A 13,658-nucleotide genomic window follows, 5' to 3' on the forward strand; every position below is an offset into this window, starting at 1 on the left:
ATGTTGGTTTGACCTCGGAAGGTCAACCATTCCGTTAATAATCCTTAGAAAGGAGGTGATCCAGCCGCACCTTCCGATACGGCTACCTTGTTACGACTTCACCCCAATCATCTGTCCCACCTTCGACGGCTGGCTCCCAAAAGGGTTACCCCACCGGCTTCGGGTGTTACAAACTCTCGTGGTGTGACGGGCGGTGTGTACAAGGCCCGGGAACGTATTCACCGCGGCATGCTGATCCGCGATTACTAGCGATTCCGGCTTCATGTAGGCGAGTTGCAGCCTACAATCCGAACTGAGAACGGTTTTATCGGATTAGCTCCCCCTCGCGGGTTGGCAACCGTTTGTACCGTCCATTGTAGCACGTGTGTAGCCCAGGTCATAAGGGGCATGATGATTTGACGTCATCCCCACCTTCCTCCGGTTTGTCACCGGCAGTCTCCTTAGAGTGCCCAACTAAATGATGGCAACTAAGAACAAGGGTTGCGCTCGTTGCGGGACTTAACCCAACATCTCACGACACGAGCTGACGACAACCATGCACCACCTGTCACCACTGTCCCCGAAGGGAAAGCTATGTCTCCATAGCGGTCAATGGGATGTCAAGACCTGGTAAGGTTCTTCGCGTTGCTTCGAATTAAACCACATGCTCCACCGCTTGTGCGGGCCCCCGTCAATTCCTTTGAGTTTCAGTCTTGCGACCGTACTCCCCAGGCGGAGTGCTTAATGCGTTAGCTGCAGCACTAAGGGGCGGAAACCCCCTAACACTTAGCACTCATCGTTTACGGCGTGGACTACCAGGGTATCTAATCCTGTTTGCTCCCCACGCTTTCGCGCCTCAGTGTCAGTTACAGACCAGAAAGTCGCCTTCGCCACTGGTGTTCCTCCAAATCTCTACGCATTTCACCGCTACACTTGGAATTCCACTTTCCTCTTCTGCACTCAAGTCCCCCAGTTTCCAATGACCCTCCACGGTTGAGCCGTGGGCTTTCACATCAGACTTAAAGGACCACCTGCGCGCGCTTTACGCCCAATAATTCCGGACAACGCTTGCCACCTACGTATTACCGCGGCTGCTGGCACGTAGTTAGCCGTGGCTTTCTAATAAGGTACCGTCAAGGTACAGCCAGTTACTACTGTACTTGTTCTTCCCTTACAACAGAGTTTTACGATCCGAAAACCTTCTTCACTCACGCGGCGTTGCTCCATCAGGCTTTCGCCCATTGTGGAAGATTCCCTACTGCTGCCTCCCGTAGGAGTCTGGGCCGTGTCTCAGTCCCAGTGTGGCCGATCACCCTCTCAGGTCGGCTACGCATCGTCGCCTTGGTGAGCCGTTACCTCACCAACTAGCTAATGCGCCGCGGGCCCATCCTATAGCGATAGCGTAAACCATCTTTCAACATTCCAACAGGAGAAGGAATGTATTATTCGGTATTAGCCCCGGTTTCCCGGAGTTATCCCCAACTATAGGGCAGGTTGCCCACGTGTTACTCACCCGTCCGCCGCTAACTTTAGAAAAGCAAGCTTTTCTAAAGTCCGCTCGACTTGCATGTATTAGGCACGCCGCCAGCGTTCGTCCTGAGCCAGGATCAAACTCTCCATAAAAGAGAAAATTTGATAAAGCTCAAATTTTGTGCTGGCATCAATTTTGATGTCCAAAATTTCGTTTCTCTAATTTAATAGAAGAAACTATGTTCATTAACGTTTTGTTGTTCAGTTTTCAAGGTTCGTGTTAATCTCTTTAATATCGACTTCCAATATTGTAACATCTCTAATTTGTTATGTCAACAATAATTTTCCCGCTGTTTTAAAAAAAGTAACTTTATTACTATAACACCACTTATATATAGATGTCAACAGTTTTAAATTATATCGATTAAATTCGATCGACAACTTTTTAATTCTATCAATAATTCATATCAAAGTCAATAACTTTCTTTCATTAATTGTATTTATTTGATACTCTTAAGCTGACAGTTAATAATATATCACTATAATAAACAGATTGCAAGTATATAGTAAGAAATTAATTTTAATTTTGTTTAGATTAGAACTCCCTCTAATATATCTATATAATATAAGCCTAATCAATTCCTATTCTTTGAAGGACGAGTAGCATTCAATAAATTAGAAAAGTATGACCTACTTAAAAATATTGCTAGATTATATATAACTTGTGTATTTGTTAGAAAAAATATTCTTACACTTTTATTATTAGCCATTTAGCTAATCTATGAAAATTACCTATTTATTCTCTTTTTATACTTTGTTAATATTTGTATAAATCATCTCACATTTTTAGCAAACGTTATCTCTCCTGTAATCTTAAAATTTCTATTGATCATATATGGAGGATTCAATGTTAAAAAGATTCATAACTGCAGCAATATCAGTTATTTTATTTGCAATATTACTTTCTTGGTATTCATATGTACCCAGTTCCCAGCGAGAAGCTAATGTTTATTATTTTGGTTTTTTTTGAGACATTTATCTTCGTTATACTATATGCGGGACCTATTTATTTCCTTGTAGGATTACCTCTCTCTATCTTGATAGACAATTTAGCAGGAAGATTTATCATTACTTCAAAATTATTACGTTATTTTATTAGTCTCGGAATATATTCATTAACAGGTATAGTTATTGGTGCTATTTTATTAATAATAGTTAATCAAAACATTTATTTTCCATTTTTAATATGCTGTTTTTTTGCATCTAATATTTATTTGCATATCTTCTTATTAGTTTCAAAAATAACAGTTAATCTTCAACCTAAAATATAGAAAGACCTGTTGTCTAAATTAAATTATTATTCCCACTGCATTCAATCCATTATTTCCTTCCATCCTTATTATATATATTGGCACCTAATAGCTACTGAGCATGAATTTATATTAGATGTTTCTTTCCACTATATTAATTAGATTTAAGGAAAAATAAAAAATTGTAGAAATATCTACGGTTTTTATACGACTAATTATGTCCTACTTTCAATTGGCCAACGAAGATGACAACTTCTTCAGCTATGTTGAGCCGACGCTCATGAATAAAGTACACCGCACTTTGTTCTCCTTGGTCCTCCCACTTCTCGAGGTTTTACTTCTGTATGTATTTCTCTTTCTTATACGCACTAATGAACCTTCGGTTTAATAATAGTTAGGGCTTTTTTGCATATAAAAAAACCACTGAACACTCAGTGGTTTAGTTGCCTAGCGACGTCCTACTCTCACAGGGGGAAGCCCCCAACTACCATCGGCGCTAAAGAGCTTAACTTCCGTGTTCGGTATGGGAACGGGTGTGACCTCTTTGCCATCATCACTAGACTATTTTATTGAAAGAAGCTTGTTCTCTCAAAACTGGATAAAGACATTGATTGCTTTCAAGATTTGGTTAAGTCCTCGATCGATTAGTATTCGTCAGCTCCATGTGTCACCACACTTCCACCTCGAACCTATCTACCTCATCGTCTTTGAGGGATCTTACTTACTTGCGTAATGGGAAATCTCATCTTGAGGGGGGCTTCATGCTTAGATGCTTTCAGCACTTATCCCGTCCACACATAGCTACCCAGCGATGCCTTTGGCAAGACAACTGGTACACCAGCGGTGTGTCCATCCCGGTCCTCTCGTACTAAGGACAGCTCCTCTCAAATTTCCTACGCCCACGACGGATAGGGACCGAACTGTCTCACGACGTTCTGAACCCAGCTCGCGTACCGCTTTAATGGGCGAACAGCCCAACCCTTGGGACCGACTACAGCCCCAGGATGCGATGAGCCGACATCGAGGTGCCAAACCTCCCCGTCGATGTGGACTCTTGGGGGAGATAAGCCTGTTATCCCCGGGGTAGCTTTTATCCGTTGAGCGATGGCCCTTCCATGCGGAACCACCGGATCACTAAGCCCGTCTTTCGACCCTGCTCGACTTGTAGGTCTCGCAGTCAAGCTCCCTTGTGCCTTTACACTCTACGAATGATTTCCAACCATTCTGAGGGAACCTTTGGGCGCCTCCGTTACCTTTTAGGAGGCGACCGCCCCAGTCAAACTGTCCACCTGACACTGTCTCCTGCCCCGCTAAGGGGCATGGGTTAGAATTTCAATACAACCAGGGTAGTATCCCACCGACGCCTCCCTCGAAGCTGGCGCTCCGAGTTCTCTGGCTCCTACCTATCCTGTACAAGTTGTACCAAAATTCAATATCAGGCTACAGTAAAGCTCCACGGGGTCTTTCCGTCCTGTCGCGGGTAACCTGCATCTTCACAGGTACTATAATTTCACCGAGTCTCTCGTTGAGACAGTGCCCAGATCGTTACGCCTTTCGTGCGGGTCGGAACTTACCCGACAAGGAATTTCGCTACCTTAGGACCGTTATAGTTACGGCCGCCGTTTACTGGGGCTTCAATTCAGAGCTTCGCTTGCGCTAACCCCTCCTCTTAACCTTCCAGCACCGGGCAGGCGTCAGCCCCTATACGTCACCTTACGGTTTTGCAGAGACCTGTGTTTTTGCTAAACAGTCGCCTGGGCCTATTCACTGCGGCTCTCATTGCTGAGAGCACCCCTTCTCCCGAAGTTACGGGGTCATTTTGCCGAGTTCCTTAACGAGAGTTCTCTCGCACACCTTAGGATTCTCTCCTCGACTACCTGTGTCGGTTTGCGGTACGGGCACCTCCCGCCTCGCTAGAGGCTTTTCTTGGCAGCGTGAAATCAGATACTTCGCTCATAAGAGCTCCCCATCACAGCTCAACGTTACAGGAAGCGGATTTGCCTACTTCCACGCCTTACTGCTTGGGCGTACTCAACCAACGGTACGCTTATCTTATCCTACTGCGTCCCCCCATTACTCAAACGGCGGGGAGGTGGTACAGGAATATCAACCTGTTGTCCATCGTCTACGCCTATCGGCCTCGACTTAGGTCCCGACTAACCCTGAGCGGACGAGCCTTCCTCAGGAAACCTTAGTCATACGGTGGATGGGATTCTCACCCATCTTTCGCTACTCATACCGGCATTCTCACTTCTAAGCGCTCCACCAGTCCTTCCGGTCTGACTTCAACGCACTTAGAACGCTCTCCTACCACGGAACATCTAAGATGTTCCATCCACAGCTTCGGTGAATCGTTTAGCCCCGATACATTTTCGGCGCAGCGTCACTCGACCAGTGAGCTATTACGCACTCTTTAAATGATGGCTGCTTCTAAGCCAACATCCTGGTTGTCTAAGCAACGCCACATCCTTTTCCACTTAACGATTACTTTGGGACCTTAGCTGGTGGTCTGGGCTGTTTCCCTTTTGACTACGGATCTTATCACTCGCAGTCTGACTCCCGTGTATAAATATCTGGCATTCGGAGTTTGTCTGAATTCGGTAAAGCGAGATGCCCCCCTAGTCCAAACAGTGCTCTACCTCCAGTATTCTCAATCACGAGGCTAGCCCTAAAGCTATTTCGGAGAGAACCAGCTATCTCCAGGTTCGATTGGAATTTCTCCGCTACCCACACCTCATCCCCGCACTTTTCAACGTGCGTGGGTTCGGGCCTCCAGTGAGTGTTACCTCACCTTCACCCTGGACATGGGTAGATCACCTGGTTTCGGGTCTACGACCACGTACTCATTCGCCCTATTCAGACTCGCTTTCGCTACGGCTCCGCCTTCTCAGCTTAACCTTGCACGTAATCGTAACTCGCCGGTTCATTCTACAAAAGGCACGCTATCACCCATTAACGGGCTCTAACTACTTGTAGGCACACGGTTTCAGGATCTATTTCACTCCCCTTCCGGGGTGCTTTTCACCTTTCCCTCACGGTACTGGTTCACTATCGGTCACTAGGTAGTATTTAGCCTTGGGAGATGGTCCTCCCGGATTCCGACGGAATTTCACGTGTTCCGCCGTACTCAGGATACACTCAAGAGAGAATGAACTTTCGACTACGGGGCTTTTACCCGCTACGGCGGACCTTTCCAGGTCGCTTCGTCTAACTCATTCCTTTGTAACTCTTATGTTGAGTGTCCTACAACCCCAAGAGGCAAGCCTCTTGGTTTGGGCTCTTCCCGTTTCGCTCGCCGCTACTCAGGGAATCGAATAATTTCTTTCTCTTCCTCCAGGTACTTAGATGTTTCAGTTCCCTGGGTCTGCCTTCAAGACGCTATGTATTCACGTCAAGATACTGTTCCATTACGAACAGTGGGTTCCCCCATTCGGAAATCTCCGGATCAAAGCTCACTTACAGCTCCCCGAAGCATATCGGTGTTAGTGCCGTCCTTCTTCGGCTCCTAGTGCCAAGGCATCCACCGTGCGCCCTTAATAACTTAACCTAGTTCGGCTTCCAATCCACATCGTTATACTGTGTCAACTGCACTCACTCACATCCTCATGTACTAAAGTACACTGCGGTGTTCGCTCGCTTGTTTCCTTGTCTAACTCGTGTCTTGAAACCCTCGATTAAAAGTTACTGCTTTTCTTAAAAAGAAAAGACTTAAGAACTACACAATCAATTACTTGAATTTTGTTGCTTTCAATGTCGTTTTATCCAGTTTTCAAAGAACAAGTTTTGAAGTTTCATTACTGAACCTTCAAAACTGAACACAAAACGTTAATGTTGGTTTGACCTCGGAAGGTCAACCATTCCGTTAATAATCCTTAGAAAGGAGGTGATCCAGCCGCACCTTCCGATACGGCTACCTTGTTACGACTTCACCCCAATCATCTGTCCCACCTTCGACGGCTGGCTCCCAAAAGGGTTACCCCACCGGCTTCGGGTGTTACAAACTCTCGTGGTGTGACGGGCGGTGTGTACAAGGCCCGGGAACGTATTCACCGCGGCATGCTGATCCGCGATTACTAGCGATTCCGGCTTCATGTAGGCGAGTTGCAGCCTACAATCCGAACTGAGAACGGTTTTATCGGATTAGCTCCCCCTCGCGGGTTGGCAACCGTTTGTACCGTCCATTGTAGCACGTGTGTAGCCCAGGTCATAAGGGGCATGATGATTTGACGTCATCCCCACCTTCCTCCGGTTTGTCACCGGCAGTCTCCTTAGAGTGCCCAACTAAATGATGGCAACTAAGAACAAGGGTTGCGCTCGTTGCGGGACTTAACCCAACATCTCACGACACGAGCTGACGACAACCATGCACCACCTGTCACCACTGTCCCCGAAGGGAAAGCTATGTCTCCATAGCGGTCAATGGGATGTCAAGACCTGGTAAGGTTCTTCGCGTTGCTTCGAATTAAACCACATGCTCCACCGCTTGTGCGGGCCCCCGTCAATTCCTTTGAGTTTCAGTCTTGCGACCGTACTCCCCAGGCGGAGTGCTTAATGCGTTAGCTGCAGCACTAAGGGGCGGAAACCCCCTAACACTTAGCACTCATCGTTTACGGCGTGGACTACCAGGGTATCTAATCCTGTTTGCTCCCCACGCTTTCGCGCCTCAGTGTCAGTTACAGACCAGAAAGTCGCCTTCGCCACTGGTGTTCCTCCAAATCTCTACGCATTTCACCGCTACACTTGGAATTCCACTTTCCTCTTCTGCACTCAAGTCCCCCAGTTTCCAATGACCCTCCACGGTTGAGCCGTGGGCTTTCACATCAGACTTAAAGGACCACCTGCGCGCGCTTTACGCCCAATAATTCCGGACAACGCTTGCCACCTACGTATTACCGCGGCTGCTGGCACGTAGTTAGCCGTGGCTTTCTAATAAGGTACCGTCAAGGTACAGCCAGTTACTACTGTACTTGTTCTTCCCTTACAACAGAGTTTTACGATCCGAAAACCTTCTTCACTCACGCGGCGTTGCTCCATCAGGCTTTCGCCCATTGTGGAAGATTCCCTACTGCTGCCTCCCGTAGGAGTCTGGGCCGTGTCTCAGTCCCAGTGTGGCCGATCACCCTCTCAGGTCGGCTACGCATCGTCGCCTTGGTGAGCCGTTACCTCACCAACTAGCTAATGCGCCGCGGGCCCATCCTATAGCGATAGCGTAAACCATCTTTCAACATTCCAACAGGAGAAGGAATGTATTATTCGGTATTAGCCCCGGTTTCCCGGAGTTATCCCCAACTATAGGGCAGGTTGCCCACGTGTTACTCACCCGTCCGCCGCTAACTTTAGAAAAGCAAGCTTTTCTAAAGTCCGCTCGACTTGCATGTATTAGGCACGCCGCCAGCGTTCGTCCTGAGCCAGGATCAAACTCTCCATAAAAGAGAAAATTTGATAAAGCTCAAATTTTGTACCGGACATTATAAATGTCCGACAAACATCTGCCGGCATCAATTTTGATGTCCAAAATTTTGTTTCTCTAATTTAATAGAAGAAACTATGTTCATTAACGTTTTGTTGTTCAGTTTTCAAGGTTCATTCGTTACTCAAATTATTATATCAAGATAATAATTTATCGTCAACACTTTATTAATTGAATGTGTTTTTCAAAAAGTAACTTTTAAATAATATCAAACCACTAACACTATGTCAATACTTTTGATATCCATCATTACTTACAAAAAGTAACGACTTGAATTACTTTAACATCCAGTTCTTACGATGTCAACAATATATTTTTTCAATTCTTCACTGCTCAAGCAGCAACGTTTATTACTATACTAAGCTATAGATTATTTTGCAAGCGAAAAATGAATTTAAATTAATTCCATTAAGTCAGTCTTTTCTCCTTCTCAAAATTCCTTCTATTGTATTTTGGTTTAAAACACATGCATCCCCTTCTATTTTGAATACAGTTATTTTATAGAACAAAAAAAGCCGTTATCTCCTAAAGAAGATAACGACCCTTTACTATAATATTAGTAATCTATAATTATAAGAAGATAAAGTAGCATAAGAAGATAACAAATAATCCATACATAATTGGATGCACTTCTTTACCACGACCTGATACAAGCATAGTAATTGGATAGAAGATAAACCCTATCGCAATACCTGTAGCAATTGAATATCCTAGTGGCATACAAATCATTACTAAGAATGCCGGAATAGCAATTTCGATTTTATCCCATTCGATAAGCTTTAACGAAGATACCATTAATGCACCAACGATAATTAAAGCTGGAGCAGTAACCGCACTTGTTACTACCGCTAAAACCGGAGAGAAGAATAAAGCTAATAAGAATAATATACCTGTTACAACCGCTGCAAGACCAGAACGAGCACCTGCAGCTACACCAGCCGTTGACTCTACATAAGAAGTTGTAGTAGAAGTACCGAAAATTGCACCTGTTACAGTCGCTAAAGAATCCGCAAGTAAGGCTCTACCAGCTCGTGGTAGCTTGTTGTCTTTTACAAGACCAGCTTGTCCAGCTACCGCCATTAGTGTACCAGCAGTATCAAAGAAGTCTACAAATAGGAATGTTAGAACAACAATTAAGAAATCTAAATTCCAGATAACATCAAAGTTTCCTAAAAAATCGAAAGCTGCGCCAAATGTAGGCTCTAGACTAGGAATAGAAGAAACAATTTTTTCAGGCATATTAACTAAACCAAAAATCATACCAGCAATTGCAGTGATGACCATACCGTAGAAAATACCGCCATTAATTTTTTTAGCCATAAAGATTGCTGTTACGAAAATACCAAATACAGCAAGTAACGCATTACCTGATGTAATATCACCTAATACTGTTAAAGTTGCATCATCGTTTACAATGATTCCAGCACCTTGGAATCCTACGAAGGTGATAAATAAACCGATCCCTGCTCCAACTGCATATTTTAATTGAGCTGGAATTGCATTAATAATTGTTTCACGAATACCAGAAAGTGATAAAACAATGAAGACTATCCCAGAGAACATTACCCCTGTTAAGGCTGTTTCCCAAGCCATACCCATTCCCATAACTACAGAGAATGTAAAGAATGCGTTAAGCCCCATACCTGGTGCTAATGCTATTGGATATTTTGCAATAAGCCCCATGAACAAACAACCTACTGCTGCAGCTAACGCTGTTGCAACAAATACTGCATTATAGTCCATCCCTGCAGCTTCTAGCATTCCTGGATTTACAGCAAGAATATAAGCCATTGAAAGGAATGTAGTTAAACCTCCAAGAATCTCTCGACGATAATTCGTCCCTAACTCTTCAAATTGGAAATACTTTTTCATTTTTTCCTCCGAATTAATCGTCCACAATGTCATAAATAAAAAGACACGCACCTAACAAGAGTTGCATGTCTACGATAATTAGAATAACTATACAAAAATAGCAGTTACTAATAGATTCTAAATCGTAGTCAAGCTATTTAAGGTAGCTTGGTAGAAACTCACGAGCCATATTCTCGACATTATACGACGAAATATTTAATTTACTTCTGTAATATAACATCTCACTCTTTTGATTTCAACCCTTTTTACGAACATTAATTGGTAAATTTGTTTTATAGTTCGTAAATTAAAGGGGATATCTATCATTTAAATGTATACTTAACGTTTTTTGGATAAACTTTGCTCTTTTAATCACTTTTATTCTATTAAATTATCTGTTGAAGAATTCAACCTCTCTTCCATCAAGACACCAAAAAAGAGCAAACCCGCAATTAAATCACGGATTCACTCTTTTTTAAACTAGTTTTCATCTAGCTTTCCATCTTCACTGGAAGAAGTATCTTTTGTCTTTTCTTTGTTTTTCTCATCTTTTACCTTTTCATTCAATTCTTCGTTTGGGACATCATCAAACGTCGCACTATCTTCCAAGCGGTCAATTTTCTCTTTTCCTTTGTGAGGCATATTTTCAGCTCCTTTACTTAGCTGTGAAAAATACTCTTCTATTAGATACCACCTTGCTGGCGATCAATCTTATTATTGAGAGTATCTGTCGTATCATCGATTTCTGCTTCTTCACGACGGACTGTATCAGTGATTGTTTCAGTATCCATTACTTTACGCTTACCGACCACAATCTCTTCAGTGACAACGTCTTTTTTCGTTACCTCAACTTGCTCTTCGGTAATTGGAATATGAATTGTACCTTCTTCATCCACAGTACTATCTGTATTGAAGGTAGTAGCGGCCACCTCTCCAACTTCCCGATTTACCGGACGTCGCTCAATATATACCTCTTCTCGTTCTACAGGTACATCTATTGATTGCTCATCTAAGTGTACGTTTTTATTCACATTCACTTCTCCAGTTATTACGCGGTTTTTATCAATATTCAAACGCTCTTCATGAAGCTCTAATGTTTTCAGATCATTAACACTGGAGGCAAGGGTACTATCCTTGTAATACGTGTCATAGTCTGAATCGACATACAATAGATATTTGCCATTACGCAATTCATTGTAATAGCGTTCTCTTTCGGCATCGTCTAACCCCAGTCTACGGAAATTATCATCCACTAAGTCTTCACCTGTTAAGAAGGCTTTGAATTTATCCCACCAGCTAGCCCCTTCCATTTCTCCAGAGGTTCCGAGATATCCACGGTGCAATGTATACTGGTCATCTCTGCTTGATACAATAAACATATCTTCTTCTTTATACCCTTGAAGACGTAATCGATCCATCTCAGCATCTAATTGTGCCTCGGTATCATAAATCCCATATAATTCACGTTTATCCATGTTAAATCTCCTCCTAGAATTACAGCTATTTTGTGTAGTTGAATCTATTATTCTATTGCCCAATATCCTCTCCATGAAACTTACACATTTTTGAAAATGGTGCAAAAACATTATTAGAAAAGGGATTCAATCATCAAAAAAGAGCCTCATATTGAGACTCTCCTAGAAAGCAGATTAATTACCTAACAGTTTTAGAACAGGATAGATATAAGGTTCACTTGGTTCATCTATTACACTTAAGCTTGTAACCTTTAAAATCGGCAATTCGTATCCATCATATGAGCCCACTTCTATTACACCATCGATTTCAACCCATGTATCCTCCTGGATGGTATCGGCTCCATCAAATTCTGTTAGAAACCCTATAATACTTGCATCGGCTATACAATGGGTTATTAAAAATCTTGATATTACCAACTGATTGCTTTCAAATCCCTTTTCCTTAAAAACAAAGCCACTCAGTTTTATCTTTTTACCCGCATAGGTTTTTGGATTATCGTTAATTTCCCCATAATAAGTGCTGAACATATCATCAGCCATTTCGATTGTCTCAGACTCTTGCAGTAATCGGAACCTTTCATCATACTCACTCTCAGACAAATAATTTTCGTTTGGTAAAGCAATATCATCCACATCACTTGAATAGATATCAATATGTTCTTTCTCCACCAAAGATTCTGCCCCCTCCATTAAAAACGAACCTTGGCTGTTCTCCTTGCCCACTAGAAATCCCTTATTCGCAGCAATCGATGCATCTAACGTGGCAGGCGGAATCATAAATCCTGTTATGATTGGAAATGCAACAATGCTATAGCCGACGATTCGTTTCAAGTTCCAATGACTATTCCCATGATCATGATCACAATTATGGGAACAGGTATGGTGAGAATGCTTTTCCGACCATATGCGCGTAATCTGGATAAGCAATAAAATAAAAAAGAGTATGGCCGCCATTTTACTCATAAAATCATATTTTGGGTTGATGTACTTAGAGATGTCACCTGTGAGATGAAGATTAGCAAAATACAAAGTAAATAATCCTAGTAATAAAGCTTTTAAAAAATGCTGAAAATGAAATATCAACGGTGCACCTCCTACAGTAAGCTCGATAAGGTTACAAACAAGAAAACAATACTTGTAATAAGGACAAATAAAACAAAAACAAACTTCGCCTTAAATACACTTAAAAGCATAATTGTATTTTTCAAATCAATCATTGGTCCATAAACTAAAAAGGCTAAAATGGAAGTAGTTGGAAAAACGTTTCTGAAGGAAGCCCCAATAAATGCATCCGCTTCTGAGCACAGTGATAGAACAAAGGCTAGAGCCATCATGACCAGCGTCGATTGAACTTGAGTGTTCCCTAACTGAAGAAGAGACTGTGTAGATACATAGGTTTGTAGAAACGCTGCAACAAAGGCACCTGCAATCAAGTATTTACTCATATCAAAAAATTCATCTATTGAATGCTTGAACATTTCGCTTATTCTGGGCACAAGAGGCTGTTTTTTAGCTTTTGTTTTCGAACGCTGAAGCTCCTTAGCATTTTTTAGTTGGTTGGTTTTAAATAACACACTAACAACTAGAGCTATTGCCAACGCCGCAGCAAAACCTACCCCCATACGCAAAATAGCTATCTCCTTATTATTTCCAAAGGCCATATAGGTCGACAAAATCACGATTGGATTAATAAGCGGGCCCGTTAGTAAAAAACCGACCCCAGCATATAAAGGTACTCCCTTTCCTATTAATCTGCGCACAATCGGAACAATTCCACATTCACAGGCCGGAAACACTGCACCTACCACGCAGCTCATCAACACTGCTAAAAATTTATTCTTCGGTATCCATGCCCGGATATGATCCTCCGTTATAAAAATTTGAATAAATCCTGCAATCAGTACCCCTATTAAAACAAAAGGAATGGCTTCAATTAAAATACTAAGAAAAATCGTATTTAATTGGAGAAAAGAGTTTGAAATTGTTAGTGAACTCGTTTTTAGAAAAAGCGGAACGAGACATAACACTAAAATTCCTACCACAAATACTGTTGAGAGTTTGCCTGACCTCTTCTGCCTATATTGCATCCAATCTCCTCTTTTC

At 42.6% G+C, this 13,658-nt stretch carries 5 protein-coding genes, 4 rRNA genes and 1 riboswitch; all 9 genes read right to left on the reverse strand.

The genetic code is table 11. The features are described 5' to 3' along the window. Positions 1-48: 48 nt before the first annotated feature. Positions 49-1,602 (reverse strand): 16S ribosomal RNA (locus LG296_RS17105). A gap of 1,602 nt (positions 1,603-3,204) precedes the next feature. Beyond that, positions 3,205-3,320: ribosomal RNA gene (gene rrf, locus LG296_RS17110) — 5S ribosomal RNA — on the reverse strand. A gap of 63 nt (positions 3,321-3,383) precedes the next feature. After that, a 23S ribosomal RNA gene (locus LG296_RS17115) occupies positions 3,384-6,306 on the reverse strand. Between the two features lie 329 nt (positions 6,307-6,635). Further along, a 16S ribosomal RNA gene (locus LG296_RS17120) occupies positions 6,636-8,189 on the reverse strand. The 16S, 23S and 5S rRNA genes sit together here, the layout of an rRNA operon. A gap of 610 nt (positions 8,190-8,799) precedes the next feature. Further along, positions 8,800-10,101, reverse strand: a complete 1,302-nt coding sequence (locus LG296_RS17125) for an NCS2 family permease (RefSeq protein WP_107936254.1) — start codon at positions 10,099-10,101, stop codon at positions 8,800-8,802. Between the two features lie 105 nt (positions 10,102-10,206). Then, a riboswitch (purine riboswitch) is annotated at positions 10,207-10,308 on the reverse strand. Between the two features lie 252 nt (positions 10,309-10,560). Further along, positions 10,561-10,722 (reverse strand): hypothetical protein, encoded by a 162-nt coding sequence (locus LG296_RS17130; RefSeq protein WP_181418079.1) that lies wholly within the window; start codon positions 10,720-10,722, stop codon positions 10,561-10,563. Between the two features lie 41 nt (positions 10,723-10,763). Continuing rightward, positions 10,764-11,555, reverse strand: a complete 792-nt coding sequence (locus tag LG296_RS17135) for a YsnF/AvaK domain-containing protein (protein WP_107936252.1) — start codon at positions 11,553-11,555, stop codon at positions 10,764-10,766. A gap of 174 nt (positions 11,556-11,729) precedes the next feature. Continuing rightward, positions 11,730-12,638: a TIGR03943 family putative permease subunit gene (locus LG296_RS17140; RefSeq protein WP_107936251.1), complete on the reverse strand. Its 909-nt coding sequence runs from the start codon at positions 12,636-12,638 to the stop codon at positions 11,730-11,732. An 11-nt stretch (positions 12,639-12,649) separates the two neighbouring features. Then, positions 12,650-13,642 (reverse strand): permease, encoded by a 993-nt coding sequence (locus tag LG296_RS17145; RefSeq protein ID WP_107936249.1) that lies wholly within the window; start codon positions 13,640-13,642, stop codon positions 12,650-12,652. Positions 13,643-13,658: the final 16 nt, after the last annotated feature.

It is taken from the genome of Ureibacillus chungkukjangi (assembly GCF_044795995.1).
In the GTDB taxonomy this organism is placed as follows: domain Bacteria; phylum Bacillota; class Bacilli; order Bacillales_A; family Planococcaceae; genus Ureibacillus; species Ureibacillus chungkukjangi.

Coding starts and splice junctions, on each gene's coding strand:
- LG296_RS17125 (WP_107936254.1), bottom strand. CDS start 10,101: ATGAAAAAGTATTTCCAATTTGAAGAGTTAGGGACGAATTATCGTCGA.
- LG296_RS17130 (WP_181418079.1), bottom strand. CDS start 10,722: ATGCCTCACAAAGGAAAAGAGAAAATTGACCGCTTGGAAGATAGTGCG.
- LG296_RS17135 (WP_107936252.1), bottom strand. CDS start 11,555: ATGGATAAACGTGAATTATATGGGATTTATGATACCGAGGCACAATTA.
- LG296_RS17145 (WP_107936249.1), bottom strand. CDS start 13,642: ATGCAATATAGGCAGAAGAGGTCAGGCAAACTCTCAACAGTATTTGTG.